General features: G+C 72.7%; 25 protein-coding genes and 1 tRNA gene. 12 read left to right on the top strand and 14 right to left on the bottom strand.

The features are described 5' to 3' along the window. Positions 1-66: 66 nt before the first annotated feature. Both I3F54_RS20620 and I3F54_RS20615 read right to left on the bottom strand, forming a co-directional pair. Complete coding sequence (locus I3F54_RS20620) at positions 67-528, bottom strand: MaoC family dehydratase (RefSeq protein ID WP_240120307.1); 462 nt, start codon at positions 526-528, stop codon at positions 67-69. Positions 529-814: 286 nt separating this feature from the next. Next, complete coding sequence (locus I3F54_RS20615; RefSeq protein ID WP_240120306.1) at positions 815-1,420, bottom strand: hypothetical protein; 606 nt, start codon at positions 1,418-1,420, stop codon at positions 815-817. Between the two features lie 340 nt (positions 1,421-1,760). Here I3F54_RS20615 and I3F54_RS20610 point away from each other — a divergent pair, with 340 nt between their 5' ends. Next, on the top strand, positions 1,761-4,550 hold the full coding sequence (locus tag I3F54_RS20610; protein ID WP_240120305.1) for a penicillin acylase family protein: 2,790 nt from the start codon (positions 1,761-1,763) through the stop codon (positions 4,548-4,550). 24 nt (positions 4,551-4,574) lie between these two features. Here I3F54_RS20610 and I3F54_RS20605 read toward each other — a convergent pair whose 3' ends face one another. Then, positions 4,575-5,900: a serine-threonine protein kinase gene (locus tag I3F54_RS20605; RefSeq protein WP_240120304.1), complete on the bottom strand. Its 1,326-nt coding sequence runs from the start codon at positions 5,898-5,900 to the stop codon at positions 4,575-4,577. Positions 5,901-6,263: 363 nt separating this feature from the next. Between I3F54_RS20605 and I3F54_RS20600 the strand changes: the two genes are divergently transcribed. From I3F54_RS20600 to I3F54_RS20590, 3 genes are read left to right on the top strand one after another with little or no spacing between them, the layout of a single operon-like run. Then, on the top strand, positions 6,264-7,028 hold the full coding sequence (locus tag I3F54_RS20600) for an SDR family oxidoreductase (protein ID WP_240120303.1): 765 nt from the start codon (positions 6,264-6,266) through the stop codon (positions 7,026-7,028). Next, on the top strand, positions 7,025-8,692 hold the full coding sequence (locus tag I3F54_RS20595; RefSeq protein WP_240120302.1) for a class I adenylate-forming enzyme family protein: 1,668 nt from the start codon (positions 7,025-7,027) through the stop codon (positions 8,690-8,692). Before I3F54_RS20600 ends, I3F54_RS20595 begins: the two co-directional genes overlap by 4 nt. Positions 8,693-8,718: 26 nt before the next feature. Continuing rightward, complete coding sequence (locus I3F54_RS20590) at positions 8,719-9,312, top strand: TetR/AcrR family transcriptional regulator (RefSeq protein ID WP_240120301.1); 594 nt, start codon at positions 8,719-8,721, stop codon at positions 9,310-9,312. Between the two features lie 279 nt (positions 9,313-9,591). Here I3F54_RS20590 and I3F54_RS20585 read toward each other — a convergent pair whose 3' ends face one another. The 3 genes from I3F54_RS20585 to I3F54_RS20575 all read right to left on the bottom strand — a co-directional run bounded on the left by I3F54_RS20585 (position 9,592) and on the right by I3F54_RS20575 (position 12,442). After that, entirely contained in the window at positions 9,592-10,806 is a 1,215-nt protein-coding gene (locus tag I3F54_RS20585) for an acyl-CoA dehydrogenase family protein (protein ID WP_240120300.1), read from the bottom strand. A 6-nt stretch (positions 10,807-10,812) separates the two neighbouring features. After that, on the bottom strand, positions 10,813-11,847 hold the full coding sequence (locus I3F54_RS20580; RefSeq protein ID WP_240120316.1) for a phosphotransferase family protein: 1,035 nt from the start codon (positions 11,845-11,847) through the stop codon (positions 10,813-10,815). Between the two features lie 298 nt (positions 11,848-12,145). Next, a complete protein-coding gene (locus I3F54_RS20575; RefSeq protein WP_240120299.1) occupies positions 12,146-12,442 on the bottom strand; it encodes a hypothetical protein in 297 nt (98 codons plus the stop codon). A gap of 112 nt (positions 12,443-12,554) precedes the next feature. Between I3F54_RS20575 and I3F54_RS20570 the strand changes: the two genes are divergently transcribed. After that, entirely contained in the window at positions 12,555-13,499 is a 945-nt protein-coding gene (locus tag I3F54_RS20570) for an NADP-dependent oxidoreductase (RefSeq protein ID WP_240120298.1), read from the top strand. An 81-nt stretch (positions 13,500-13,580) separates the two neighbouring features. Here I3F54_RS20570 and I3F54_RS20565 read toward each other — a convergent pair whose 3' ends face one another. Genes I3F54_RS20565 through I3F54_RS20550 form a run of 4 tightly spaced genes read right to left on the bottom strand, consistent with a single transcriptional unit; the run spans position 13,581 to position 15,747 of the window. After that, the gene (locus tag I3F54_RS20565) at positions 13,581-13,898 is read right to left on the bottom strand and encodes a DUF202 domain-containing protein (protein ID WP_240120297.1); all 318 of its coding nucleotides are present in this window, start codon (positions 13,896-13,898) and stop codon (positions 13,581-13,583) included. Further along, entirely contained in the window at positions 13,886-14,278 is a 393-nt protein-coding gene (locus I3F54_RS20560) for a DUF202 domain-containing protein (RefSeq protein ID WP_240120296.1), read from the bottom strand. The genes I3F54_RS20565 and I3F54_RS20560 overlap by 13 nt, the downstream gene beginning before the upstream one ends. A gap of 9 nt (positions 14,279-14,287) precedes the next feature. Continuing rightward, positions 14,288-14,821, bottom strand: a complete 534-nt coding sequence (locus I3F54_RS20555) for an NUDIX hydrolase (RefSeq protein WP_240120295.1) — start codon at positions 14,819-14,821, stop codon at positions 14,288-14,290. Positions 14,822-14,853: 32 nt separating this feature from the next. Further along, entirely contained in the window at positions 14,854-15,747 is an 894-nt protein-coding gene (locus tag I3F54_RS20550; protein WP_240120294.1) for a DMT family transporter, read from the bottom strand. Positions 15,748-16,230: 483 nt separating this feature from the next. Here I3F54_RS20550 and I3F54_RS20545 point away from each other — a divergent pair, with 483 nt between their 5' ends. The 4 genes from I3F54_RS20545 to I3F54_RS20530 all read left to right on the top strand — a co-directional run bounded on the left by I3F54_RS20545 (position 16,231) and on the right by I3F54_RS20530 (position 20,558). After that, positions 16,231-17,187 carry a hypothetical protein gene (locus I3F54_RS20545; RefSeq protein ID WP_240120293.1) on the top strand — a complete coding sequence of 319 codons (957 nt, stop codon included), beginning with the start codon at positions 16,231-16,233 and terminating at the stop codon, positions 17,185-17,187. A 209-nt stretch (positions 17,188-17,396) separates the two neighbouring features. Beyond that, positions 17,397-18,929, top strand: a complete 1,533-nt coding sequence (locus tag I3F54_RS20540) for an APC family permease (RefSeq protein ID WP_240120292.1) — start codon at positions 17,397-17,399, stop codon at positions 18,927-18,929. Between the two features lie 272 nt (positions 18,930-19,201). Next, on the top strand, positions 19,202-19,948 hold the full coding sequence (locus I3F54_RS20535; RefSeq protein WP_240120291.1) for a molybdopterin-dependent oxidoreductase: 747 nt from the start codon (positions 19,202-19,204) through the stop codon (positions 19,946-19,948). Next, the gene (locus I3F54_RS20530; RefSeq protein WP_240120290.1) at positions 19,932-20,558 is read left to right on the top strand and encodes a cytochrome b/b6 domain-containing protein; all 627 of its coding nucleotides are present in this window, start codon (positions 19,932-19,934) and stop codon (positions 20,556-20,558) included. Before I3F54_RS20535 ends, I3F54_RS20530 begins: the two co-directional genes overlap by 17 nt. Before the next feature lie 138 nt (positions 20,559-20,696). Here the strand turns inward: I3F54_RS20530 and I3F54_RS20525 are convergent, their stop codons facing one another. After that, a complete protein-coding gene (locus I3F54_RS20525) occupies positions 20,697-22,094 on the bottom strand; it encodes a gluconate:H+ symporter (RefSeq protein WP_240120289.1) in 1,398 nt (465 codons plus the stop codon). Between the two features lie 202 nt (positions 22,095-22,296). Continuing rightward, a complete protein-coding gene (locus I3F54_RS20520) occupies positions 22,297-22,818 on the bottom strand; it encodes a gluconokinase (RefSeq protein ID WP_240120288.1) in 522 nt (173 codons plus the stop codon). A 129-nt stretch (positions 22,819-22,947) separates the two neighbouring features. Here I3F54_RS20520 and I3F54_RS20515 point away from each other — a divergent pair, with 129 nt between their 5' ends. Then, positions 22,948-23,649 (top strand): FadR/GntR family transcriptional regulator, encoded by a 702-nt coding sequence (locus tag I3F54_RS20515; protein ID WP_240120287.1) that lies wholly within the window; start codon positions 22,948-22,950, stop codon positions 23,647-23,649. 49 nt (positions 23,650-23,698) lie between these two features. Here I3F54_RS20515 and I3F54_RS20510 read toward each other — a convergent pair whose 3' ends face one another. Both I3F54_RS20510 and I3F54_RS20505 read right to left on the bottom strand, forming a co-directional pair. Next, a complete protein-coding gene (locus I3F54_RS20510; RefSeq protein ID WP_240120286.1) occupies positions 23,699-24,076 on the bottom strand; it encodes a YchJ family protein in 378 nt (125 codons plus the stop codon). 73 nt (positions 24,077-24,149) lie between these two features. Further along, a tRNA-Leu gene (locus tag I3F54_RS20505) sits at positions 24,150-24,234 on the bottom strand. A gap of 186 nt (positions 24,235-24,420) precedes the next feature. On the opposite strand from I3F54_RS20505, the gene I3F54_RS20500 reads away from it, so the two are divergent. Together I3F54_RS20500 and chpH are read left to right on the top strand one after the other, a co-directional pair. Beyond that, positions 24,421-25,746 carry a M20/M25/M40 family metallo-hydrolase gene (locus I3F54_RS20500; protein WP_240120285.1) on the top strand — a complete coding sequence of 442 codons (1,326 nt, stop codon included), beginning with the start codon at positions 24,421-24,423 and terminating at the stop codon, positions 25,744-25,746. 178 nt (positions 25,747-25,924) lie between these two features. Then, positions 25,925-26,158 (top strand): chaplin ChpH, encoded by a 234-nt coding sequence (chpH, locus tag I3F54_RS20495; RefSeq protein WP_240120284.1) that lies wholly within the window; start codon positions 25,925-25,927, stop codon positions 26,156-26,158. Positions 26,159-26,225: the final 67 nt, after the last annotated feature.

Raw genomic sequence — 26,225 nt, 5'->3', positions numbered from 1 at the left:
ACCGGTCCGGTGACGGCAGCGCCTCCGGGACCGCTCCGGCCGGGGCGGGCGTGTCGGCCCCGGGCCTCACAGGTAGTAGCGCGAGACCGACTCCGCGACGCACACCGGCTTGTCTCCGCCCTCGCGCTCCACGGTGAAGGCGACGGCGACCTGGATGCCGCCGGGCACGTCCTCGACGCCGGTGACGGCCGCGGTGGCGCGCAGTCGCGAGCCCACCGGTACCGGGGCGGGGAAGCGGACCTTGTTCGTCCCGTAGTTGACGCCCATCTTCACGCCCTCGACGGCGATGAGCTGCGGTCCGAACAGGGGCAGCAGCGACAGGGTGAGGTACCCGTGGGCGATCGTGGTCCCGAACGGCCCCGTGGCGGCCTTCTCCGGGTCGACGTGGATCCACTGGTGGTCGCCGGTGGCCTCGGCGAACAGGTCGATCCGCTTCTGGTCGACCTCCAGCCAGTCGGTGTACCCCAGCTGCTCACCCACCGCCGCCCGCAGCTCGTCGGCGGACGTGAAGATCCTCGGCTCTGCCATGGTCCCGGCCTCTCGTGTGATGACTAAGCAACTGCTTAGCATGGTCGCCGGGAGGGCGGCTGTCAACGGACCGGCGGTGTGGCGTCCGCGGTGGGCGCTCAGGCCGCGACGGCATCGGCCGCGGCGGCGGCCCTCGCGTGCGGCGTCAGGGGAACCACCGCTCCGTCGGTGGCCCCGCGCCCCGTCGAGGTGGACCCGCATGCTCCGATGATGCCCGTCCCGCGGACGCTGGTCCCGGTCCGGGCTCGCACAGGGGGTGCGGCATCCCCGGCGCACCCCCGCGCCTCTAGGCCGACACCAGCAGCCGCCCGCCGCGCCTGGCGTGCGCCAGGGCCTCGGGTGTGAGTACCGGACGGGGGACGAGGATCCCGCAGTCCGCGCAGACCGGACCCGAGGAGGGCTCGTGGTCCAGGTCGTACCGCCACATCAGGCGCGCCCCGCCGCAGACCGGGCAGCCCGACCCGGGTGCGCGCTCCAGAGTCGCGATCAGCCGCCGCAGCACCTCCGCCAGCGGCTCCCGGGGGTGGACCCGTGGGTCGTCGCACCAGGCGACACCGAAGCCGCCCCAGGTCAGCCGGTGCCAGTCGTCCACGCTGCCCGGCCGGCGCAGCCCGTCGTGCTTCTCCTTCCTGCGCCGTTCGGCGAACCCGGCCTCATAGGCCAGCCACACCGACCGCGCCTCCTCCAGCTCGTCCAGCGCGGCCACGAGCCGCACCGGGTCGGGGGACCTGTCCTCGGGGCCGAAGCCCCAGTGCGTGCACAGATGGTCCCAGGTCGCCCTGTGTCCGTAAGGGGCGAACCTTTCAAGGCACTTGCGCAGTGAGTACCGCCGCAGCGCCAGATCGCACCGCGGGTCCCGCACCTGTCTCGCCAGGCTTCGGAATCCGGCCATCGCCTTGCACCTCCCTCACACCTGCACCTGTACGTCGGTCGTGTCGGCCCCATCGCACGCCTCCGTGCCCGCGGCCCGACGGCGTCCGGCGCCGTTCGGTGTCCTCCGGCGTCGTCCGTCGTCCTTCCTCCTTGCCCGCCCCCCGTCGTCCTTCGACATCGCCGAGTAGACGTGTCGACAGGCGATTCGGCTCCATCCGATTGCCGATGCCGTCCATAACGCCGCCCTGCTTGACCTCCCGGACTCCCGTTGAAGCGCTGAAAGTTGACGCATGTTCATCTTCAAACGCGGGGATACCGCCGGTAACATCCGGCCAACCCCACGTCGGTAGGAGCCGCCCATGTCATGGCGCACCCCACGAAGCACCGCTGACAGACTGAGAACTCCTCGCAGGTTCCCCGGGTTCCTGAAGGCCGCCGGCGCATGCGCGCTCTTGGCCGGGCTTTTGTCGCCGCTTTCCACACCAGCGGTGGCGGCCACCAGCACCACCGCCGTGAACGACTACTGCGGCGGCCGGTGCTCGGACATCCTCCCGCCCGGCGAGAACGGCAACGCCACCCTCGTCCAGATCCTGTTCAACCAGGCCTTCGGCACCCAGCCGTGGCACTCCGAGGACCAGCTCGGCCCGTACGCGAACCTGGCCACCGGCTACCCCACCCTCACCGCGGAGAAGATCAACACCTTCTTCAACGACGCCTCCTTCGGCGTCCCCTCCGACCGGATAGCGTCCACCCAGAGGCCCGCGGGCCGCACCGACGTCACCATCGTCCGCGACAAGAAGACGGGTGTCCCGCACATCACCGGCACCACCCGCTACGGCACCGAGTTCGGCGCCGGCTACGCCGCGGCCCAGGACCGGCTGTGGCTGATGGACGTCTTCCGGCACGTCGGCCGCGGCCAGTTGACCTCCTTCGCCGGCGGCGCCGCCGCCAACCAGGGGCTGGAGCAGCAGTTCTGGCGCAACGCGCCCTACACGGAGGCCGAGCTCCAGGCCCAGATCGACCGCGCCGTCACGACCAACGGCGACCGGGGCCGGCAGGCCCTCGCCGACGCCGACGCCTACCTGGCGGGCATCAACGCCTACATCGACGCCTCGGACAGGGGCCGGTACTTCCCCGGCGAGTACGTCCTGACCGGCCACAAGAACGCCATCACCAACGCCGGCACCATCGCCCACTTCAAGATCACCGACCTGGTGGCGCTCGGCTCGGTCGTCGGCGCACTCTTCGGCTCCGGGGGCGGCGGCGAGGTCAACAACGCCCTCTCGCTGCTCGCCGCACAGGCCAAGTACGGCGTGAAGGAGGGCACCGAGGTCTGGGAGTCCTTCCGTGAGCGCAACGACCCCGAAGCCGTCCTCACCGTCCACGACGGCCAGAGCTTCCCGTACGCCACCCGCCCCGACGACCCCCGCGGCACGGCACTGCCCGACCCCGGCTCGGTGACCCCGGAGCCCCTCGTCCACGACCGCACCGGCAGCGCCGTGACCAGCGCCGCGACCGGAGCCTCCACCGCGGCGGCGAAGGCGGCCGTCAGTTCCGCCCGGCGCGGCATGTCCAACGCCCTTGTGGTCAGCGGCGAGCACACCGCGAGCGGGCACCCCGTCGCCGTCTTCGGGCCGCAGACCGGCTACTTCGCCCCGCAGCTGCTGATGCTCCAGGAGATCCAGGGTCCGGGACTCAGCGCCCGCGGCGCCTCCTTCGCCGGACTGAGCTTCTACGTCGAACTCGGCCGTGGCCAGGACTACGCCTGGAGTGCCACCACCTCCGGTCAGGACATCATCGACACCTACGCCGTCGAGCTGTGCCAGGACGACTACCACTACCTCTACCGAGGGACCTGCACCGCCATGGACAAGGTGGAGCGGAAGAACGCCTGGAAGCCGACGGTCGCCGACGGAACGGCCGAGGGCTCCTACACCATGCGGGTCTGGCGCACGGCGTACGGCCCGGTCGAGTACCGCGCGACCGTGGGCGGCAAGAAGGTCGCCTACACCAGCCTGCGTTCGTCGTTCCTCCACGAGGCCGACTCGATCATCGGCTTCCAGATGCTGAACGACCCCGGCTACGTCACCGGCCCCGCGTCCTTCCAGAGCGCGGTGCAGCACATCAACTACACGTTCAACTGGTTCTACGCCGACGACCGGCACACCGCGTACTACAACAGCGGTGACAACCCCGTGCGCGCCGACGGAGTCGACGCCGGGTTCCCGGTGTGGGCGCGGCCCGAGTACGAGTGGCGCGGCTGGGACCCGGTGCCCAACACCGCCGACTACACCCCGCCGTCCGCCCACCCCAACTCCCTCGACCAGGACTACTACATCTCCTGGAACAACAAGCAGGCCGAGGGCTACGCCGCCGCCTCCTGGGGCAACGGCTCGGTGCACCGCGGCAACCTGCTCGACGACCGCGTGAAGAGGCTGGTCTCCGCCGGCGGCGTCACCCGCACCTCCCTCGTGCAGGCGATGGCCGAGGCGGGCGTGTCCGACCTGCGCGCCGAGGACGTGCTGCCGGACCTGCTCAAGGTCGTCACCGGGTCACCGGTGACCGACCCCACGGCAGCCGCGGCGGTGAGCAGGCTCCAGTCCTGGGTCGCCGCCGGCGCCCGGCGTACCGAGACGTCGGCGGGATCAAGGAAGTACGCCGACGCGGAGGCGATCCGCATCCTCGACGCCTGGTGGCCGCTGCTGGTCAAGGCCGAGTTCGAGCCCGGCCTCGGCAGCGACCTGTACTCCGCCCTCACCGCCAACCTGCCGGTCGACGAGGCGCCGTCCGCCGGCCACGGCCCCACCGGGGCGCACGCCGGAAGCTCCTTCCAGTACGGCTGGTGGAGCTATGTCGACAAGGACATCCGCGCGGTGCTCGGCGAGCCGGTCCAGGGGCCCCTCGCCCGGACCTACTGCGGCGGCGGCAGCCTCACCGGCTGCCGGGACGTCCTGATCGGCACCCTGAAGGAAGCGGCGGGCAGGACCGCCTCCCAGGTCTACCCGGGCGACGGCCAGTGCTCGGCCGGTGACCAGTGGTGTGCCGACTCGATCGTCCAGCGTCCCCTCGGCGGCATCAAGCACGACCGGATCGGCTGGCAGAACCGGCCGACCTACCAGCAGGTCGTGGAGTTCACCGGACACCGGTGACGGCCGCGGTGGCGGCGGGCCGCCTCACGGGGCGATACGGCCCGCCGCCACCACCACCTGCGCCAGCTCCCGGTGGAGGATGTCGCTGTGCGCCCCGGACGGCGGTCCGCCGCGCCGCACCACGGACGCCGCGTCGACGTTGACGCACCCCGACGCGGGCAGTGTGCCCCGCACCGCCTCGGCCAGCGCCACCGCGCGCGTTCCCGGCACCGCCTGGACGCCGTCGTACCCCATGGCCCCCCACCGGGCCCCCGGCAGGCGCCCGATCCGGAACTCCTCGGCCGTCACCCCGGCGGCGTCACCCGCCATCCGCGAGGCCATCGGGTACAGCGTGCCGAGCGCCGAGTCGTACCGGGAGTGGCAGCACACCACCGGGCCGTCGACCCGGTTCTGCCGGCCCCGCAGCACACCTCCCGCACGCGGGTCGTGCGGCAGCCGGGAGGCGAACGCGTAGTGCGAGAAGGCCCCTTGGAGCAGGGTCACCGATTTCACCGTGCGCACCCCTTCGGGCAGGCCGCGCAGCGCGAACGACACCAGCCGTGCCCCGAAGCTGTGGCCGACGAGATGAACCCGCACGCCGGGGCCGGCCTCGGCCAGCCGCCCGAGCACCGGCCCCAGTCCGCGCTCGCCGACCACACCGGCGCGCCGCTTCATCGCGTAGTACGTCGCCTGCCGCAGCAGCTCGCGGGCCCCGTGCCAGGGGTTCGGCAGGGAGAACCCCTCGCCCCCACCGCCCTCTTCGAGCCCCGCCAGCGCCTCGGTGAACTCCCGGCACACCTCCGCCACCGGCCGGTGGAACATCGCAGGACCGTCCTGCGGCACCCCGTCCACCAGGGTGTCCGCGGCGAACAGCGCCTGCGGCCCGGACGGCACGGCCCCCACCAGCAGCCGCACCAGCCGGCCGAACCCCTCCAGTTCCGCCTGTCCGTGGGGTTGCTGCGTCAGCAGGCGCGCGATCTGGTCGACGACCTGCGCCTGCCCGGGGAAGGTCTCCCGCAGCGCCTCCAGGGTGACCTCGTCCAGTGCGGGACGGCGTCCCGGCGGCGCGGCCACGGAGTGGGGAAAGTCGGGGATCGGCTCGTCGGAGAACCGCATCGACGGCCACACCACGCCGGCGAATCCCAGCCCGGCCCGGGGCGCGAGTTCGGGGAAGGGGGCGAGGAAGCGGCTGAACAGCCGGGTGGCACCGGATCGGTCGGTGTTCCAGCCGTGTGCGAAGACCACCAGATGCCGCACCCCGCGGGCGGCGACCTCGGCCGTCAGCCGGTCACGCCGGCGGCCGTCGACGTCCCCGTCCGCATCGAAGGTCAGCTCCCAGTAGGGAGCCACGCTCATCTCCGTCCCTGCCATGCCAGACCCCCTCGTCCGAAACGGCGCGCCGGTACGGGCGTATCGTCCTGCGGACGGGGGGAATTGGCCATACACCACGGCGTCCCGGGCGCGCGCCGAACGCCCACCGGTGCAGCGGGGTACCGCTCGCGCGTCCGCCTCCGCGCCGCAGCCCGGTCGCCGGGGTGCCGGGTCGCCGGGTCGGGTCCGTCGGGTCCGGCCCTGTCCGGATCCGGCCGGGGCCCGGTCGGCCGAGTGGCACGGTGTGCACCGCCCCGCCGGTACAGGCCGGTCCGGTCACCCCTTCCTTCGTACATACCGACCGGTTAGTCTGACGCCGCAGGGTCGGAGCCGAGTCGCGTCGCGTCGCGTCGAAGGAGACCGATGGTGGAAGCCGTTGAGGGTGCTGGAGTCGTCGTCACGGGAGCCGGCGGCGGGATCGGGGCCGCGCTGGCCCGTCGGTTCGCCGCACAGGGGGCCAGGGTCGTGGTCAACGACCTCGACGCGGACAAGGCGAAGGCGGTCGCCGGCGAGATCGGCGGTACCGCCGTGCCCGGCGACGCCTCCGCGATCGTCGCCGGGGCACGGGAGGCGCTCGGCGGCACCGTCGACGTCTACTGCGCCAACGCAGGCGTCCCCTCCGGCGGCTCGGAATCCGCCGCGGAGGACGTCTGGGCACTCGCCTGGGACGTCAACGTCATGGCGCACGTCCGCGCGGCCCACCTGCTGCTCCCGGACTGGCTGGCGCGCGGCAGCGGCCGCTTCGTCTCGACCGTGTCCGCCGCCGGCCTGCTGACGATGATCGGCGCCGCCCCCTACAGCGTCACCAAGCACGGCGCCTACGCCTTCGCCGAGTGGCTGTCACTGACCTACCGCCACCGCGGGATCAAGGTGCACGCCGTCTGCCCGCAGGGCGTGCGCACCGACATGCTGGCCGGCACCGGCAGCGCGGGCGACCTGGTGCTCCGGCCGACCGCGATCGAGCCCGAGGACGTCGCCGACGCCCTGTTCCGGGGCATCGAGGAGGACCGGTTCCTGGTCCTGCCGCACCCCGAGGTCGCCGGGTACTACCGGGCGAGGGCCGCCGACCCAGAGCGCTGGCTGGTGAACATGAACCACATCCAGCAGAAGTGGGAGGCCGCCGAGTGACCGCGGCAGGGTACGCCGCCCAGCCCTGGCGGGACCTCCTCACCGACGCCCAGCGTGCTCCGGTGGACCCGGCGGCATCCCTGGTGCACGCCCTGCGCCGGGCCGTCGCCGAGGCGCCGGAGCGGACCTTCCTCAGCTACTTCGACGGCGGCCTGACCTACCGCGAGACCGACGAGCTCAGCGACTCCGTCGCCGGCCGTCTCGCCGCCCGCGGCGTCGGGCGCGGCGACCGCGTCGCCGTCCTGCTCCAGAACTCCCCGCACTTCGTGCTCGCGGTGCTGGGCGCCTGGAAGGCGGGCGCGATCGTCGTCCCCGTCAACCCCATGTACAAGTCGGCCGAGGTGACCCACGTACTGCGCGACGCCGAGGCCGCCGCGCTGATCTGCTCCGACCGCGCCTGGGAGTCTTACCTGCGCACGACGGCCGCCGACTCCCCGGTCCGGATCGCGCTCACCGCCTGCGAGCGGGACTTCCAGACCGCGGACGACGCTCGTGTGCTCTCCTTCGAGCGTCTCCCGAGGGCCGCCGACGCCGACGACCTGACCGCCGTCGCCCGCGCCGGCCACCCGGCCCCCCAGGGGCGCGTCCCCGAACCCGGCGACATCGCGCTGATCAGCTACACCTCGGGGACCAGCGGCACCCCCAAGGGCGCCACCAACACGCACGGCAACATCATGTACAACGCCGAGCGGCAGCGGACCGGGCTGGCGCTGCCCGAGGCCCCGGTCTACTTCGCGATGGCCCCGCTGTTCCACATCACCGGCATGGTCGCCCAGTTCGGCGCCTGCCTGAACAGCGCGGGCACGCTGGTCCTGGCCTACCGCTTCGAGGCGGGCGTCGTCCTGGACGCCTTCGCCGCGCAGCGCCCGCACTACACGGTCGGCCCGTCGACCGCGTTCATGGCGCTGGCCGCCCACCCCGGCTGCACCCGTGAGCACTTCGCGTCCTTCGCCGTCATCTCCTCCGGCGGCGCCCCGCTGCCGCCGGCCCTGGTGGAGAAGTTCCGGTCCGATTTCGGGCCGTACATCCGCAACGGCTACGGCCTCACCGAGTGCACCGCCCCCTGCGCCTCCGTGCCCCCGCACCTACAGGCCCCGGTCGACCCGGTCTCCGGCACCCTCGCCGTCGGCCTGCCCGGCCCCGACACCGTCGTCCGCATCGTCGACGACGAGGGCCGGGAGGTGCCCTTCGGCGAGCAGGGCGAGATCGTCGTGAGCGGCCCGCAGGTCGTACCCGGCTACTGGCGCCGCCCCGAGGCCACCGCCGAGACCTTCCCCGGCGGTGAGCTGCGCACCGGCGACATCGGCTTCATGGACGAGCAGGGCTGGCTGTACGTGGTCGACCGCAAGAAGGACATGATCAACGCGTCCGGCTTCAAGGTCTGGCCGCGCGAGGTCGAGGACGTGCTCTACACCCACCCGGCGGTACGCGAGGCGGCCGTCGTCGGGGTGCCCGACGGGTACCGCGGAGAGACCGTCAAGGCGTACATCAGTCTGCGTCCGGGCACCGAGACGGACCCGGACGACCTGGCGGCCCACTGCAGGGAGAGACTGGCCGCGTACAAATACCCCCGTCAGGTGGAGATCCTGCCCGACCTGCCCAAGACGGCAAGTGGGAAGATCCTCCGGCGGGAACTGCGTTCCCGCACGCAACAGACTCGTTAGGAACCACGGAAAGGCAGGTGGCGGCAGTGCCCAGGACGACGGACACGGACGGCACTCCCGTGCCGCAGCGGCTCCTGGCCGCCGCCACCCGGCTCTTCGCCGAGCAGGGCTACGACCGGACCTCGGTACAGGAGATCGTCGAGGCCGCAGGCGTCACCAAGGGGGCCCTCTACCACTACTTCGGCTCCAAGGACGACCTGCTGCACGAGGTGTACGCGCGCGTCCTGCGTGTCCAGCAGGAGCGGCTGGACCACTTCGCCGAGATGGACGCGCCGGTGGAGAAGCGGCTGCGGGGCGCGGCGGCCGACGTCGTGGTCACGACCATCGAGAACCTCGACGACGCGTCGATCTTCTTCCGGTCCATGCACCATCTCAGCCCCGAGAAGAACAAGCAGGTCCGCGCCGAGCGCCGCCGCTACCACGAGCGCTTCCGCGCCCTCATCGAGGAGGGGCAGCGCGAGGGCGTCTTCTCCACGGCCACGCCCGCGGACCTGGTGGTGGACTACCACTTCGGCTCGGTCCACCACCTGTCCACCTGGTACCGCCCCGACGGCCCGCTCGGCCCGCAGGAGGTCGCCGATCACCTGGCCGACCTGCTGCTGCGGGCCCTGCGCCCCTGAGCCGGGCGCGCAGCGCGCCCCCTCCCGCGCGGCACCACGCCCCGGGGCGCGCACCCGTGGGGGCGCGCCCCGGGCGCGAGGAGCGCCCCGTCGGCCCGTCGAGGTGCCCGAACGGGCGCCACGACGGGTGGGCGCACCGTACGGCGACCGGTGCCGTGGGCCGGCGGAGGCCCGGACACGGGCCCGCCGCGCCCCGGACACACGGACCGGTACGTGGACGGGCGCCCCGGCACGGGGAGGGGCGACCGCTCCCGTGCCGGGGCGCCCCTCCCCGCCCTGTCAGAGGTACTTCTTCAGCTCGTGCCGGGCCAGGGACCGCTGGTGCACCTCGTCCGGGCCGTCGGCGATCATCAGCGTTCGGGCTCCGGCGTAGAGCTCGGCCAGTGGGAAGTCCTGGCTGACGCCCCCCGCGCCGTGCAGCTGGATCGCCCGGTCGATGATGTCGACGACCGCACGCGGGGTGGCGATCTTGATGGCCTGGATCTCGGTGTGGGCACCCCGGTTGCCCACGGTGTCCATCAGCCAGGCCGTCTTCAGCACCAGCAGCCGCAGCTGCTCCACCGTCACCCGCGCGTCGGCGATCCAGTTGTGGACGACGCCCTGCCGGCCCAGCGCCTTGCCGAAGGCGGTCCGGGACACCGCCCGGCGGCACATCAGCTCGATCGCCCGCTCCGCCATGCCGATCAGCCGCATGCAGTGGTGGATGCGGCCCGGTCCGAGACGGGCCTGGGCGATGGCGAAGCCGCCGCCCTCCTCGCCGATCAGATGGGACACCGGCACGCGCACGTGGTCGAAGACGATCTCGGCGTGGCCCCCGTGGAAGTGGTCCTCGTAGCCGAAGACCCGCATGGCACGCCGCACGGTGACGCCGGGGGTGTCGCGCGGCACCAGGACCATGGACTGCTGGCGGCGGAGGTCCGGGCCGTCCGGGTCCGTCTTCCCCATCACGATGAAGATCGAGCAGTTCGGGTCCATCGCCCCGGAGATGTACCACTTGCGGCCGGTGATGACGTACTCGTCGCCGTCCCGCTCGATGTGCGTGGTGATGTTGGTGGCGTCCGAGGAGGCCACGTCCGGCTCCGTCATGGCGAACGCCGAGCGGATCTCGCCGGCGAGCAGGGGCTCGAGCCACTGCTTCTTCTGCCAGTCGTCGCCGAACTGCGCCAGCACCTCCATGTTGCCGGTGTCCGGCGCGGCGCAGTTGGTCGCGGTGGGCGCCAGCTGCGGCGAGCGCCCGGTGATCTCGGCCAGCGGGGCGTACTGGAGGTTCGTCAGGCCGGCGCCGTACTCGGCGTCGGGCAGGAAGAGGTTCCACAGGCCCTGCCGGCGGGCCTCGGCCTTCAGCTCCTCCACCACCGGCGGGGTGTCCCACGGCGATGCGAGCCGTGCGCGCTGCTCGTCGGCGACGGCCTCCGCCGGATGGACGTACTCGTCCATGAAGGCGAGCAGTCGTGCGCGCAGTTCCTCGGTGCGGGCGTCGAACGCGAAGTCCATGGCGGGTCAGCCTTCCTGGAGACCGTCGTGAAGAGTCGTCAGGCCGTGCTCGATGAAGACGGGGACCAGGTCGCCGATGCGGTCGAAGCCCCGCCCGACCGTCCGGCCCAGCGTGTAGCGGTAGTGGATGCCCTCCAGGATCACGGCGAGCTTGAACCAGGCGAACGCCGTGTACCAGGAGACGGCCGAGACGTCCCGTCCGGAACGCTCGGCGTACCGGGCGATCAGTTCGGAGGGAGCCGGATGGCCGGGTGCCTCGGCGGTCGTGGAGACCGGCGAGCCCGCCATGCCCAGCGGGGTGCTGTACATCACCAGCAGCCCCAGGTCGGTGAGCGGGTCGCCGAGTGTCGACATCTCCCAGTCGAGCACGGCCTTGATCGTGCCGTCGGCGCCGATGAGGACGTTGTCGAGGCGGTAGTCGCCGTGCACCACCGCGGGAGCGGGGGAGCGGGGCAGTGCGCGGCCGAGCGCTGCGTGCAGTTCGTCGACGCCGGCCAGTTCGCGGTTGCGGGAGGCGTCCAGTTGTTTGCCCCACCGGCGCAGCTGCCGGTCGAGGAAGCCCTCCGGGTGCCCGAAGTCCCCCAGGCCCACCTCGCCGGGCTCGACCGCGTGCAGCCGGACGAGCGTGTCGACGAGGGAGAGCACCGTCTCCCGGGTGCGCTGCGGGCCGAGTGGGACGAGCTGGTCCGCGGTGCGGTACGGGGTGCCCCCGACGAACTCCATCACGTAGAACGGCGCCCCGAGCACCTCCTCGTCCTCGCACAGCAGCAGCGGCCGCGGCACCGGCACGGACGTCGGGTGCAACGCGCTGATCACGCGGTGCTCGCGCCGCATGTCGTGCGCGGTGGCCAGCACGTGCCCGAGCGGGGGGCGCCGGACGACCCATGTCGAGGTGCCGTCGGAGACCTTGTAGGTCAGGTTCGACCGTCCGCCCTCGATCAGCCGGCCGGTCAGAGGTCCCTGCACCAGGCCGGGACGCTCACGGTCGAGCAGGTCGCGCAGCCGGTCGAGATCGAGTCCGGGCGGATGGTCGGGGCTCATGCGGCGCTCCCACGGGCTGCTGGGCGACAGGACTCGACTTATCATGCCGACCAGTCGGTATGTCGTCCAGTGCGGGGCGCAAACGTGATCGGGGACACGATAGGCCGACGGCACCCGGGGCAGTACCCCGGGGAGCCTCGTGGGTGGCCGAGCGGTGTTTTCCGGCCGTGCCCGGCCCTCCGTTCGCTTCGCTGCCGCGCCCGCCGCGCCCGCTGCCCGCGGCGTGCCGGGCCCCGCCGGGCCTCTTCGGCGTCCCGGGTTCCGGCGGAGCGGCGCCGCGCCCGTCCGGCGGGGTCGGTCAGTGGTCGTCCCAGTGGCCGTCGTGCTCCGCGTGGCGGTGGCCGTCGTGGAGGTAGTCCACGTGGTCGCCGTGCAGGACGCTCTCGTGCCCGCAGTCCTGTCCGTGCCGGTGCTCGTGCGCCTCGTGCACCACGTGCTCGTCGCGTTCGCACTCGTCCCAGTGGTCCTCGTGCGCGCGGTGCATGTGGCCGTCGTGCGCGTAGTCCACGTGGTCGCCGTGCGGGACCTCGGTGTGGCCGCACTCCGGGCCGTGGATGTGGCTGTGGGAGCCGTGTGCGTGGTGCAGGGTCGTCATGGTGCCCACCTTCGGTGACGCCGGGGATGCCGACGGACAGGCTGCCACGCGAACGGCGCATATCGGGGCATCCGGCTTGCGTGGCGTCAGGGTACCCCCGAGGGTCGGAGGCATGAAGGCGATCAGCTACAGACGGTACGGCGGACCCGAGGTGCTGGAGTACGGAGACGTCGGCGAGCCCAAGGTCGGACCCGACGCCGTCCTCGTCAAGGTCCGGGCGGCGGCCGTCAATCCCGTCGACTGGAAGTGCCGCGAGGGCCATCTGGACGGCATGCTCGAAGCCGTCTTCCCGGTGGTCCCCGGCTGGGACGTCTCGGGGGTCGTGGTGCAGCCCGGGGTCTCCGTCACCGAGTACGCCGTCGGTGACGAGGTCATCGGGTACGTCCGTGAGGACTTCCTCTCCCGCGGCACCTTCGCCGAGTACGTCGCCGCCCCGGTGCGCACGCTGGCCCACAAGCCGCGCAACCTCAGCTGGGAGCAGGCCGCGGGGCTGCCGCTGGCCGGGCTGACCGCCTACCAGGTGCTCAACCGGGCGCTGGGCGTCAAGCGTGGCGAGACCGTGCTGGTCCACGCCGCCGCCGGCGGTGTCGGCTCGCTCGCCGTCCAGCTGGCCCGGCACTTCGGCGCCCGTGTGATCGGTACGGCGAGCGAGGCCAACCACGACTTCGTGCGGCGACTGGGCGGTGAGCCGGTGACCTACGGCGAGGGGCTGGTCGACCGGGTGCGGGGGCTGGCGCCCGAGGGTATCGACGCGGCCTTCGACACCGTCGGCGGCGAGGCGCTGCAGGCGTCGGTGGCCCTCCTGGGCTCCGAGGGGCGGCTGGCCTCGATCGCCGACCCGGACGTGCTCACCTACGGCGGTCGGTACTACTGGGTCCGCCCCGACGCCGAGGACCTCGGGCGGCTGTCCGAGCTGGCCGAGCAGGGCGTGGTGAACGTGAACGTCGCCGAGGCCTTCCCGCTGGAGCGGGCGGCGGAGGCGCATCGGCTGAACGAGGGAGGCCACACCCGCGGCAAGATCGTGGTGACGGTGGACTGGGAGGAGGAGTCCGCGTAGCCCCCTCGGGAGGCTTTTGCGGGCCCCGGGGCGCCCCAAGGGCGTGGAGGCCGGGCCAGGCCCGTGCGGCCCGGCCCCGGTTCAGAGCACCAGGAGCGTCGCGCACAGCGCCAGCGCGACCGTGCACAGCACCGCTGCCGTCGCGTGCCGGGGCGCCAGGGCCGGCGGGCGGCCGGTGACGGCGAGGGCCCGGATGCGGTGGTGGGCGACGACCAGGAAGCCCAGCCAGAGCAGCGAGCCGGCGGCGCACACCGCGAGCCCGGGAGCCGACGCGCCGTCGTGCAGGGCGCTGCGGGCGGCGAGCACGGTGACCACCGTGGCGGCCAGCGTCGTACGGCGCCAGGCCAGCCGCGTCCGTTCCGGCTGGAGTCCCGGATCCCGCTCGCTCACCCCTCCCATCCCGCGATCACGACGATCACCATCGCGATGGCGACCACGGCGACGGCGAGGCTCAGCACGGCCGGGAAACGGGACAGCGGCAGATCCTCCCCGCGCCGCATCGCCTGCTCGGCGCGCACCCAGTGGTTCACCGCGCGCAGCGCGCACAGCACGCCGGACGCGAGCAGGGCGAGGGCGAGTCCGGCCCGCCAGGCCCATCGAAGGTCGGGCAGGAACTGGTCTACCGCGAATCCGCCGCCGATCAGTGCCAGTGCGGTGCGCAGCCACGCGAGAAAGGTGCGCTCGTTCGCCAGTGAGAACCGGTAGTCGGGCGTGGCGCCCTCCTCGCGGATCCGCTGAGGCGCGAACCACAGTCGGACATTGCGGACGAATGGGATCACGTGAGGACCTTACCCGGCGGCCCCCTCGCGGCCCTCGGCCCGGAAGTCCCTCAGCCGTTCGTACGCCGCCAGCCCGTCCGGTACCCAGGTCCACTCCGGGAGGAGCCGTTCGACGTCCTCCGCGGGCAGGAAGCCGTGCCAGGCGACCTCCTCGGCCTGGGGGCTGACCGCGAGGTCGCAGCGGACCTCGTACACCGCCGACCACCAGCTGTGCCCGGCGCCGTCGTCGTACAGGAACTTGAAGAGGAACCGCGGCCGGGGCAGCCCGCTCACCCCCAGTTCCTCCTCGGCCTCGCGCAGGGCCGCGTCGTCGTAGGCCTCGCCCGCGCCGACGACTCCGCCGACGAACATGTCGTACAGGGAGGGGAAGACCAGCTTGGTCGGGGTGCGGCGGTGTACGAAGATGCGCCCCGCCCCGTCGCGGGCCTGGATGAAGACGCAGCGGTGGCGCAGGCCTCTGGCGTACGCCTCGCCCCGCGGCCACTGGCCGACGACCCGGTCCTGGTCGTCGACGATGTCGAGGATCTCGTCGGCAGCGCTCATGGGCCCCATCCAAGCAGCCCGCCCGTGCCGGCTCAGCTCGGTTGGAGGGCGCGGACCCGCTCGGGTTTCGCGGAGCCGGAGGGCATCGCCGGGTGCAGCCCCAGCAGGACGATGCCGGTCACGATCGCCGCGAGGCCGACCGCCTCCCAGGTCAGGGCGCCCGTGTCGGTGCGCAGGCGGTCGCCGAGGAAGCCCACGCCGCAGGCGATGCCGGCCAGGGGCTGGGCGGCGGTCAGCGCGGGCAGGGACATGCGCAGGGAGGCGGTCTCGAAGGCGCTCTGCACCAGGACCAGCCCGGTGACCCCCAGTGCCAGCACGGCGTACGGCTGCCAGCCGGTCAGCAGCTCCGGCAGGCCGCCCTCGGAGAAGCGCTGGCCGCTGATCCGGGTGAGCGCGTCCTGCACCCCGTACAGCAGACCCGCGGCCACGGCCAGCAGCATCGGGCCGATGCTCAGTCGGGAGCGCTTGGCGCAAGTGGTCAGCACCAGTGCGAGCCCGATCATCGTGCCGATGATCAGCCAGTGCCGCAGGGGGTCCGGAACCGCGGTGCCGCCGCGCGGCCGGCCCGCCACGATGAACGCGGTCACCCCGCCCGCGAGCAGGGCCAGCCCGGACCAGCCCTGCCGGCCCAGTGGCTGTCGGCTGCGCTGACGCGACAGGGCCATGGCGAACAGCAGGTTCGTCGCCAGGAGCGGCTCCACCAGCGAGATCTCGCCCTGGCCGAGTGCGACCGCACCCAGCGCCATGCCGAGGGCCATCAGCCCGATGCCACCCAGCCAGCTCGGCACCTTCATCAGGTCCAGCAGGAGGCGGGGGGAGAGGAAGTCGCCGAGCGGTGCCCGCTGCGCGGCGCTCTGCTGGAGGACGAACCCGAAGCCCAGGCAGCACGCCGCGCTCACGGCGAGAACAAGGATGAGAACCGACACGCTGCGTACCTCGATCGTCCGGCCGGGCCACGGGTCGTCAAGGGCCGACTGTAGCGTCCCAGAGCCGGCGGGGCCCTGGGGAGTGCCCGGAGAGAACCGTCTCCGGGGAGGACCCGGAAACGGGCGGCTGAGTCCCGCCATGGTCGGGTGCCGGGCCCGGCTTTGCTATGGCGTACGTCACATCGGTGGCGCCCGGAGCCCGGGCCGCAGGTGCGCGGCATGACGTGGCACCGATCAATTCCCGCCATTTGAAGGGCAGTTGATCCTCGATATGAGTCGTCGGCCCTTGACGTCAAGTGTTGGCTGCGGGTTTGCTGTGAGTGATCGACTGACAGCGGGCCGATGTCCGCACGGGCAGGACGAGCAGCAACGGCAGCAACGCCCCCAGGCGACCACCGGCGTCTTCGGGTGACAGGAGCGCCACGGGCGGCACCGACGCCCGTGGCCGAACGAGGAACATGAGGAACACGAGGTAGTCCCGCGGTGTCCCCACCCCCGCCTCCGCCTCCGCTCGGCCGCGTCCGCAGGCGTCCGGCCCAGGCCTTCGACGCCGCCCTCGACGACATCGAACTCGGCGCCGCCCGCGCCGCGCTGTCCCAGGGGCGCTGGCAGGCCGTCCGCGCGCTGCTCGCCCGTACCGGCGATGACTGGGACCGCCGGGACCACCGCATCGCGGTCCTTGCCGGAGAGCCGTACTGCGCGGCCTGGGCCCGGGACTGGCTGCTCGCCGAGCCCGACTCCGCCGACGCCACCGCGCTGCTGGCCGTGGCCCTGGTCCGGCAGTGCCTGCGCGGCAGGGAGAAGCCCACCCGTGCTCGCGAGGCCTGCCGTGCCGCGGCCGCCCTCGTCCCCGGTGCCCCCACTCCCTGGCTCGGCCTGCTGATGCTGGAGCGCTGGACGGGTGACGACGCGGGGTTCGTGCGCGCCTTCGAGCAGGTCCGCGCCCGCCACACCGACCACCATCACGCCCACCATCTGATGGTCGCCCGGCTCGCCGAGCGGCGCGCCGACGCCGGCCCCGACCCGCTGCACGAGGTCTACGACTTCGCCGCCTGGGCCGCGGAACAGGCACCCGCCGACTCCCCGCTCGCCGTCCTGCCGGTCGTGGCGCACGCCGAGCGCTACCGTGTCCTGGCCGCCGCCGGGTTCGAGCCCGGCGATCCCGTGGCATCCGGGCACTGGACCGGGCGCCGCGCCCGGCAGGTGCTCAAGGCCGCCTTCGACTGGTGGCTCGAGTGGGAGCACGAGGGCCACCCGCGACGTCTCGTCGACCTCAACTTCCTGGCCCACGCCAAGGTCTGCGAGGGCCGGGGAGCCGAGGCCGCAGCCCTCTTCCACCGCATTGGCGACCATGCCACCGCCGAGCCCTGGTCCTATCCGGACCGGGACCCGCTCGCCGCCTTCCGCGCCGCCCGCGACCGCGCGCTCGGCACGCGGTGAGTCCGGCCACCGCCCTCCGCCCGAAGCCCTCGGCCGACGTCCTGCCCGCGACCCCCGACCGCCCACGTCCGACCCCCCTGCGACCCCCCTGCGACCGATCGGCAGACCGCCGCCGGCCGCGCCCCCCCCGACCGCCCGCGTGCCACCGGCCGCCGCCACCGGCCGCTTCCGACAGACCGCTCACCGAGTGACGAGAGAAGGACCTCCCGATGACGATCGGCCGTTCGAGCCCGGGCCGCCCCGCCGCCGACATCAGCACCTACCTCGGCCGGGAGCGCGCCCTGCGCGCCGACCGCCTCGGCACCGGAGGGCTGCTGCTCTCCGTCCTCGCCGCGACCGCCCCGCTGATGGTGGTCGCGGGTGTCATGCCCACTACATTCGCGGTGATGGGCATCGTCGGCCAGCCGCTCCTCTTCGTCGCCCTCGGCGCCGTCCTCGTCCTGTTCAGCGTCGGGTACGCCGAGATGAGCCGCCACGTCCACAACGCGGGTGCCTTCTACGCCTACATCGCCCGCGGGCTGGGCGGCACGGCCGGTGCGGGTGCGGCGCTCGTGGCCCTCGTCGCCTACAGCTCGCTCCAGGTCGGCATCTACGGCATCTTCGGCTTCGAGGTCTCCGGACTGTTCGCCACCTACGCCGACCTGGAGATCGCCTGGTGGATCCCGGCGCTCGCGGCCGTCGCCGTGGTCGGCGCGCTCGGCTGGCTGAAGATCGACGTCAACGCGCGGGTGCTCGGCGTGCTGCTGGTCATCGAGGTCGCCCTCGTGGTCGTCTTCGACTTCGCGGCGCTGACCGACCCCGGTGCGGAGGGCCTCTCCCTGCACGCCTTCAACCCCGACACCCTCGCCGGCGCCGGTGTCTCGACCGCCCTGTGCTTCTGCATCGCCGCCTTCACCGGCTTCGAGCAGGCCCCGGTCTACGCCGAGGAGACCAGCAGGCCGCACGTGCTGGTGCCACGCGTGATGTTCCTCGCCGTCGGCTCCGTCGCGGTGTTCTTCGCGCTGAGTTCCTGGGCGCTCACCGTCGCCACCGGGCCCTCCGCGATCGTGGGCACCGCGCAGCAGGAGAGCGCCGGCCTGCTGTTCACGCTGACCTCGTCCCGGCTCGGCGCCACCTTCACCGACGTCCTGCACGTGCTCTTCGTGACCGGCATGTTCGCCGCCACGCTCAGTTTCCACAACGTCGTCGCCCGGTACGCGTTCGCCATGGGCCGTGAGGGGCTGCTGCCCCGCGCCTTCGGCCGCACCAACGGCACCAGCGGCGCCCCGGGCATCGGCTCCCTGCTCCAGACGGTCGTGGCGGCGATCGTCGTGACCGCCTTCGCGGTCGCCGACAACGGCCCGGCGGGCGACCCGACGGCCCCCGTGCTGCACCTGTTCACCTGGTGCGGCAACCTCGGTGCCCTCGGCGTGACCCTGCTGATGGCCGCAGCCTCCCTGTCCGTGATCGTCTTCTTCGCCCGGCGCGGCGCGGCCGGAGCCCAGGCCTGGCGCCTGGTGACCTCCGCGCTCGCCGGCCTCGCTCTGCTGGTGCTCGCCGGCTTCACGGTCAAGGACTTCGACGTCCTGGTCGGGGCGGGGCCAGGCTCCGCCCTCAGCTGGCTCCTGCCCGCCGTCGTCGGCGCCGCGCTCGTGGCCGGGCTCGTCCTCGGCCTGCTGCTGCGCTCCCGCAACCCCGAGGCGCACGCCCGGATCGGACTCGGCAACGAGGCCTTCCGGCTGGAGCGTGAGGCCTCCTCCTGAGACCGGGCCCGTCCCCGGTCTCCTGCCGGTGCACGCCCCGGCGCGGCTCCGTGCTCCCCGTGCGGGCCCGCGTCCGGGGCGGGGCCGCGCCGGGCCCCTGAGCAGACCCCGACTCCCACGCGGGCCCGTCCCGATCCCGTGCGCCCGCGCCCGCTTCCCGCCCCGGGCCCGCCCCGGCCCGTGCACGCGAAGGGGCGCGAAGTGGTTACGGAACCCTGACGAGCTGCCGGAGACCCTTCTCCGGCAGGGGCCGCTGGTGCTCGAATGGCAGGGTGAACCCCGAACAACCAGCGGAACGCCCGGACGAGCCGCCTGTGCCGGGCAAGCCGATCGGCCGCCGCATCCTCCTCGGCACTCTGGGCCTGGGCGCCCTGGGCGTGCTCACCGCCCCCACCCTGCAACGCGGGCTGGAGGCCTTCCTCGGCAACGCCGCCGACAAGGATCCCACCGGCCTGACCGGCCTGCTGCCCAACGGCGGCGGATTCCGCTACTACTCGGTCACCTCGTCCGTGCCGCACAAGAGCGCCGGGGACTACCGCCTCACGGTCGGCGGGCTCGTACACCGCCCGACCACCTACACCCTGGCCGACCTGCGCAGACTGCCCCAGACCCGGCTGGTCAAGGACGTCCAGTGCGTCACCGGATGGCGGGTGCCCGGCACTCCCTTCGAAGGGGTCCGCCTCTCCGACCTGCTCGACGCGGCGGGCGTCCGGGCGCAGGGCAGAGCCGTCCGCTTCACCTGCTTCGACGGCGCCTACACCGAGAGCCTCACCCTCGACCAGGCCCGCCGCGCCGACGTCCTGGTCGCGTTGCGCATGCAGGACAAGGACCTGGGCCACAGCCACGGCGGCCCCGTCCGCCTCTATGTCGCCCCCATGTACTTCTACAAGTCGGCCAAGTGGCTCTCCGGCATCACCGTCACCGACGAGGTGCGGCCCGGCTACTGGGAGAAGCGCGGATACGACGTCGACGCCTGGGTGGGCCGCTCGAACGGACGCGACGATGAGCCTACGAGCTGACGCCCCCACCCCGAAGGCCGTGCGCCTGCCCCGCTTCAGCCGCGCCGAGCGCTGGATCCACCGCACGACGGCCGTCCTGATGGGCACCTGCGTGGTGACGGCGGCCTGCCTGTACCTGCCGCAGCTCGCCGAACTCGTCGGGCGCCGTGAACTGGTCGTCCGTATCCACGAGTGGGCCGGGATCGCCCTGCCCGTACCCGTCCTGGCCGGTCTCGCCTCCCGGGCGTTCCGCGCCGACCTCGGGAGCCTCAACCGCTTCGGTCCGCACGACCGGCGCTGGCTGCGCGCGGCGCTGCGCCGCGACCGGCGGCCCGCATCGCGGCCCGCGGACAAGTTCAACGCCGGGCAGAAGGTCTACGCCGCCTGGATCGCCGGCGCCTCACTGGTGATGCTCGGCACCGGACTGCTGATGTGGTTCACCCATCTGACCCCGCTGATGTGGCGGACCAGCGCGACCTTCGTCCACGACTGGCTCGCCCTCACCATCGGCGTCGTCCTGGCCGGGCACATCGGCATGGCCCTCGCCGACCCAGAGGCCCGCCGCGGCCTGCGTACCGGCGCGGTCGACCGGGAGTGGGCCGAACGGGAGCACCCCCTGTGGCGCCCCTGACGGCGCCGCTGTTCCCCCCGGCCGCGGACACGGGGGGCGGGAACCACCGCAGGTGATGGCCGCCCCCCGCCCCAGGCGCCGCGCCCTCGGGGGAGAGGGCCGCGGGCCGGCGTGCACCCTGCGGTCGGGACACTGCGACTAGAGCGCCAGGGAGAGCAGCAGGACCAGACCGCCCGCGACGACCGAGATGATCGTCTCCATCACGGACCAGGTCTTCACCGTCTGCCCGACGTTCAGGCCGAAGTACTCCTTGACCAGCCAGAACCCGGCGTCGTTGACATGACTGAAGAACAGCGAGCCCGCACCGACGGCCAGGACGAGCAGGGCCGTGTGGGTGGTCGTCATGCCGGCCGCGAGCGGGGCGACCAGACCGGACGCGGAGACGGTCGCGACGGTCGCCGAACCGGTCGCCAGCCGGATCGCCACCGCGATCAGCCAGCCCAGCAGCAGCGCAGGGATGTTCCAGTCCCGGGAGACGTCGAGGATCATCCGGCCGACACCGGTGTCGATCAGGGTCTGCTTGAAACCGCCTCCGGCGCCGACGATCAGCAGGATGCCGGCGATGGGGGCGATCCCCTTCTCCACGAGCGGCGTGAGGCGCTCCTTGCCGAAGCCCGCGGGCCGCAGCAGCGTGAAGATGCCCAGGAGCACGGCGGCGAGCAGTGCGATCAGCGGGGAGCCGACGACGTCGAACACCCGCTGGACGTGGTGGGCCGGATCGTCGACCACGATGTCGACCAGGGCCTTGGACAGCATCAGGACGACCGGGAGCAGGACGGTCACCAGCGTCGGGACGAAGCCGGGGCGGGTGCGGAGGTCATCGGACGCGCGCTGCGGGATCATGCGCTCCGGCGCCGGAACGTCCACCCAGCGGGCCGCGTACCGCGAGAACAGCGGACCGGCGACGATCACGGTGGGTATGGCGACGAGCACGCCGAGCGCCAGCGTGACACCGAGGTCGGCTCTGATCGCGTCGATCGCGACCAGCGGGCCGGGGTGCGGCGGCACCAGGCCGTGCATCACGGACAGGCCCGCGAGCGCCGGAATGCCGATCCGCATCAGGGGGTAGTGGCCGCGCTGGGCGACCATCAGCACGACCGGGATCAGCAGCACGACACCGACCTCGAAGAAGAGCGGCAGGCCGATCACCGCGGCGATGAGCACCACGGCCCACGGCATCCTCCGCCCGCCCGCCCTGGCGAGGATCGTGTCGACGACCTGGTCGGCGCCGCCGGAGTCGGCCAGCATCCTGCCGAGGATCGCGCCGAGGGCGATGAGCACGCCCACACCGGCGACCGTGGCGCCCAGTCCGCCGGTGAAGCCGGCGATGACCTTGTCCAGCGGGGCCCCGGCGATCGCGCCGAGCGCGAGCGACCCGAGGGTGAGCGACAGGAACGCGTGGAGCTTGAACCGGGTGATGAGCAGGACGATGACGGCGATGCCCGCCAGCACGGCCACGCCCAGTCGGGCATGACCGGCGGAGGTGATCGGTGCGGCGGTGTCCGCTGCCAGCATCTCGACGCTGAGTCTGGTCACGGGGGTTCCCTTGCAGATACGGGGATGGGCAGGTCCGGGGCCCGGCACGGGACCCCAAGAGCCCCGGGGCCGGGCAGGGAGCCCCGAGGAGGAGCGGGGTCCGGACCGCCGGACCCCGGAGGGAGGGCGCGGGCCCGGACGGGTGCCCGCGGGAGACGGGGCCGGGGGCGGCCCCTGGAGGGTGCTGGTGCCTGTCGAGGCGCTAGCGGGACGTCGCCTCGGAGCGTGCGGCCAGCGCGGCCGCGGCCCGCTCGGCGATCTGGTCCGGACCGCCCTCGACGTCGACGTCGACACCCGCCTCGTCCGCCTGGAGCGGCTGGAGCGCGGCGAACTGCGAGTCGAGCAGCGCCGTGGGCATGAAGTGGCCCCGGCGGTGCGCCATGCGGTCGGCGATGAGTGCCCTGTCACCGGTCAGGTGCACGAACACCAGACCGGGAGCGGCGGCCCGCAGCCGGTCGCGGTACGACCGCTTCAGCGCCGAGCAGCTGACCACTCCGCCCAGCCCCGCCCGGCCCTCCGCCCAGGCACCGACGGCGTCCAGCCACGGCCACCTGTCCTCGTCGGTGAGCGGGATGCCGGCCGACATCCTGGCGATGTTCGCCGCGGGGTGGAAGTCGTCGCCCTCGGCGTAGGGAACGCCGAGTCGGGCGGCGAGCAGGGGGCCGACGGTCGTCTTGCCGGTGCCTGCCACGCCCATGACCACGACGACGTGGGGGGTGTTCATCGCTGCCTCGCTGTCCTCGTCGACATGTTGATGCCGGGCCACTGAAACCCATTAGGTACGACTAATTCAAGAGGCAGGGACAAATAAGTCTGACTTTTTGGTTCCGTGATCCGCCCGTACGCTGTGGGGATGACCACTCCGGGCCGGGGTCTGCACGGCCATGTACTCGACACCCTCGGCCCTGCGATCACCGCGGGTGAGTACCCACCGGGCAGTGTGCTGCGCACGGACGAACTCGCCCAGGGCTTCGACGTGTCCCGGTCGGTGATGCGTGAGGCGGTGCGGGTGCTGGAGTCCATGCACCTGGTCGAGTCCCGCCGCCGCGTCGGCGTCACCGTGCGCCCCAGGTCCGAGTGGAACGTCTACGACCCGCAGGTCATCCGCTGGCGGCTGGCCGGCGCCGACCGCCCCCACCAGCTGCGCTCACTGACGGTGCTGCGCTCCGCCGTCGAACCGGTCGCCGCCGGCCTCGCCGCGCAGTACGCCACCGCGGAGCAGTGCGCCGAGCTGACCGAGTGCGCGCTCGGCATGGTCGCCAACTCGCGCGGCCACCGGCTGGAGCAGTACCTCTTCCACGACGTGGCCTTCCACCGGGTGATCCTCGACGCCTCCGGCAACGAGATGTTCGCCCGCCTCGGCGACGTCGTCGCCGAGGTCCTCACCGGACGCACGCACCACGAGGTCATGTTCGAGGACCCCGACCCGGCCGCGGTCACCCTGCACGTGCGGCTGGCCGAGGCGATCCGCGCGGGCGACGCCGACGGCGCGGAGCGGCTGACCCGGGAGATCACCGCGGGGGCGCTCCAGGAGCTGGACATCCTGGCGCCGTAGGTCCCCGGCCGGCGGTGTGCCCGGTCCGCGGGCGGGGACACCCGTCGGCCTACTCCTCCGGGAAGGTCCCGTCCACGTAGACCCACGCCCCGTCGAGCCGCTCGAAACGGCTGCGCTCCAGCAGGGACCCGCCGCGGTACGACGCCCGGAAGGTCACCGTCCCGTGGGTGTGGAAGGCCGTTCCGGCCCCGGTGCCGAGGATCTCCAGGCCGGTCCACCGCATCCGCGGGTCCAGGTCGAGCCGCGCGGGCCGCGTCCTCGGGTGCCAGGTGCGCAGAAGGTAAGCGGCGTCCCCTCGCACGAAGGCGCTGTAGCGCGACCGCATGAGCGCCTCGGCGGTGGGCGCGGCGGCGGTCCCCAAGTGGTACCTGCCGCAGCAGTCCTCGTACGCCTCGGGGTGGCCACAGGGGCAGGAACGCGTCGTCATGCCCGCCATTGTGCCTGGTCACAGAGGTGCCGGACATGCGGAAGGCCCCTGCTGAACAGGGGCCTTTCATCTGTGTCCGAGGGGGGACTTGAACCCCCACGCCCGATAAAGGGCACTAGCACCTCAAGCTAGCGCGTCTGCCATTCCGCCACCCGGACCAGGTGTCTGTCGTGCGGGGTTTCCCTCGCGGCGACGAAGTAAACACTACCAGGCTTTCGAGAGTGGTCGATCACGCCCGGTCCGCACGCGCACGGCGCGTGACCGCGCCGGGACCGGTCTTGGGCTCGGGCGCCGCGCGGAGGGAGGATGAGAGGGACCAACGGCTGACACCGGGAGGAAGCAGCGTGAGCGAGACCGACACGGCCAGGGGCGTCACCGGTGAGGACGAGGTCGTCGACCTCTGCCGCGACCTGATCCGGTTCGACACCAGCAACTACGGCGACCACTCGGGCCCCGGCGAGCGCACGGCGGCCGAGTACGTCGCGGAGAAGCTCGCCGAGGTGGGGCTCGATCCGAAGATCTACGAGTCGCACCCCGGCCGCGCCTCCACCGTGGCTCGCATCGAGGGCGAGGACCCGTCCCGGCCCGCGCTGCTCATCCACGGCCACCTCGACGTCGTGCCCGCCAGCGCGGCCGACTGGACGCACGACCCCTTCTCCGGCGAGGTCGCGGACGGCTGCGTGTGGGGCCGAGGCGCCGTCGACATGAAGGACATGGACGCGATGACCCTGGCGGTCGTCCGGGACCGGCTGCGCAGCGGGCGCCGGCCGCCGCGGGACATCGTGCTGGCCTTCCTCGCCGACGAGGAGGCGGGCGGGACGTACGGCGCCCGGTACCTGGTCGACCGCCACCCGGACCTCTTCGAGGGCGTCACGGAGGCGATCAGCGAGGTCGGCGGCTTCTCCTTCACCGTCAGCGAGCAGCGGCGCCTCTACCTGATCCAGACGGCCGAGAAGGGCATGCACTGGATGAAGCTGACCGTGGCCGGCACCGCCGGGCACGGCTCGATGATCCACCGCGACAACGCCATCACCGAGCTGTCGGAGGCCGTTGCGCGGCTGGGCCGGCACCGGTTCCCGGTGCGGGTCACCAAGACCACCCGCGCCTTCCTCGACGAGCTCGGCGACGCGTTCGGCACGGAGCTCGATCCGGAGGACATGGAGTCGACGCTCGCCCGGCTCGGCGGCATCGCCAAGCTGATCGGCGCCACGCTGAGCAACACCGCCAACCCCACTCAGCTGGGCGCCGGCTACAAGGTCAACGTCATCCCCGGCGAGGCCACGGCACACGTGGACGGCCGGTTCCTGCCCGGGCACGAGGAGGAGTTCCTCTTCGACCTGGACCGCATCCTGGGCCCGAACGTGCGCCGCGAGGACGTGCACGCCGACAAGGCCGTCGAGACCACCTTCGACGGGGCGCTGGTCGAGGCCATGCAGTCCGCGCTGGTCGCCGAGGACCCGGCCGCCAAGGCGATCCCGTACATGCTCTCGGGCGGCACGGACGCGAAGTCGTTCGACGACCTCGGTATCCGCGGCTTCGGCTTCGCCCCGCTGAAGCTGCCGCCGGAGCTGGACTTCGCGGGCATGTTCCACGGCGTCGACGAGCGGGTGCCGGTGGACGGACTGAGGTTCGGCGTGCGGGTGCTCGACCGATTCATCGACGCGTCGTGAGGCGCTGCGCAGGCGTCCGTGGGACGTGCACGGAAGGGGGAGTCGTCAATCGGCCGCCTGTGCGGATCCGACTGAGAAGAGTGAATGCGACGATACGCTCGTAGCCCCATTACTCCCTCCTCGTTACGCCTGATGCGATCCGCAACGCTGGGATCGCTTGTGCCAACAAGGAGGAATAATGATCAAGAAGGTCGTCGCTGCTGCGGCTGCCACCGGCGGTCTGGTTCTCGCGGGCGCGGGTCTCGCCGTCGCCGACGCCGGTGCCCAGGGTGCCGCCGTGCACTCCCCGGGCGTCGCCTCCGGCAACGTCGTCCAGGTGCCCGTTCACGTGCCGGTGAACGTCTGCGGCAACACGATCTCGGTGATCGGGCTGCTGAACCCCGCCTTCGGCAACACCTGCTTCAACAAGTGACGTTGTCGCCCCTCCAGGGGTTGTTCCTCTGAGGGTCGTCCGTGCCGTCGGCCCCGGAGCGCACTCC

It is taken from the genome of Streptomyces sp. MUM 2J, from assembly GCF_022414535.1.
Classification (GTDB): domain Bacteria; phylum Actinomycetota; class Actinomycetes; order Streptomycetales; family Streptomycetaceae; genus Streptomyces.
This window is presented reverse-complemented; position numbering and strand designations above follow the sequence as displayed.

Bases quoted from the DNA above. Each gene is read 5' to 3' on its own strand.
- I3F54_RS20620 (WP_240120307.1), bottom strand. From the start codon at position 528: ATGGCAGAGCCGAGGATCTTCACGTCCGCCGACGAGCTGCGGGCGGCG.
- I3F54_RS20615 (WP_240120306.1), bottom strand. From the start codon at position 1,420: ATGGCCGGATTCCGAAGCCTGGCGAGACAGGTGCGGGACCCGCGGTGC.
- I3F54_RS20610 (WP_240120305.1), top strand. From the start codon at position 1,761: ATGTCATGGCGCACCCCACGAAGCACCGCTGACAGACTGAGAACTCCT.
- I3F54_RS20605 (WP_240120304.1), bottom strand. From the start codon at position 5,900: ATGGCAGGGACGGAGATGAGCGTGGCTCCCTACTGGGAGCTGACCTTC.
- I3F54_RS20600 (WP_240120303.1), top strand. From the start codon at position 6,264: ATGGTGGAAGCCGTTGAGGGTGCTGGAGTCGTCGTCACGGGAGCCGGC.
- I3F54_RS20585 (WP_240120300.1), bottom strand. From the start codon at position 10,806: ATGGACTTCGCGTTCGACGCCCGCACCGAGGAACTGCGCGCACGACTG.
- I3F54_RS20580 (WP_240120316.1), bottom strand. From the start codon at position 11,847: ATGAGCCCCGACCATCCGCCCGGACTCGATCTCGACCGGCTGCGCGAC.
- I3F54_RS20575 (WP_240120299.1), bottom strand. From the start codon at position 12,442: ATGACGACCCTGCACCACGCACACGGCTCCCACAGCCACATCCACGGC.
- I3F54_RS20570 (WP_240120298.1), top strand. From the start codon at position 12,555: ATGAAGGCGATCAGCTACAGACGGTACGGCGGACCCGAGGTGCTGGAG.
- I3F54_RS20565 (WP_240120297.1), bottom strand. From the start codon at position 13,898: ATGGGAGGGGTGAGCGAGCGGGATCCGGGACTCCAGCCGGAACGGACG.
- I3F54_RS20555 (WP_240120295.1), bottom strand. From the start codon at position 14,821: ATGAGCGCTGCCGACGAGATCCTCGACATCGTCGACGACCAGGACCGG.
- I3F54_RS20540 (WP_240120292.1), top strand. From the start codon at position 17,397: ATGACGATCGGCCGTTCGAGCCCGGGCCGCCCCGCCGCCGACATCAGC.
- I3F54_RS20530 (WP_240120290.1), top strand. From the start codon at position 19,932: ATGAGCCTACGAGCTGACGCCCCCACCCCGAAGGCCGTGCGCCTGCCC.
- I3F54_RS20520 (WP_240120288.1), bottom strand. From the start codon at position 22,818: ATGAACACCCCCCACGTCGTCGTGGTCATGGGCGTGGCAGGCACCGGC.
- I3F54_RS20515 (WP_240120287.1), top strand. From the start codon at position 22,948: ATGACCACTCCGGGCCGGGGTCTGCACGGCCATGTACTCGACACCCTC.
- I3F54_RS20510 (WP_240120286.1), bottom strand. From the start codon at position 24,076: ATGACGACGCGTTCCTGCCCCTGTGGCCACCCCGAGGCGTACGAGGAC.
- chpH (WP_240120284.1), top strand. From the start codon at position 25,925: ATGATCAAGAAGGTCGTCGCTGCTGCGGCTGCCACCGGCGGTCTGGTT.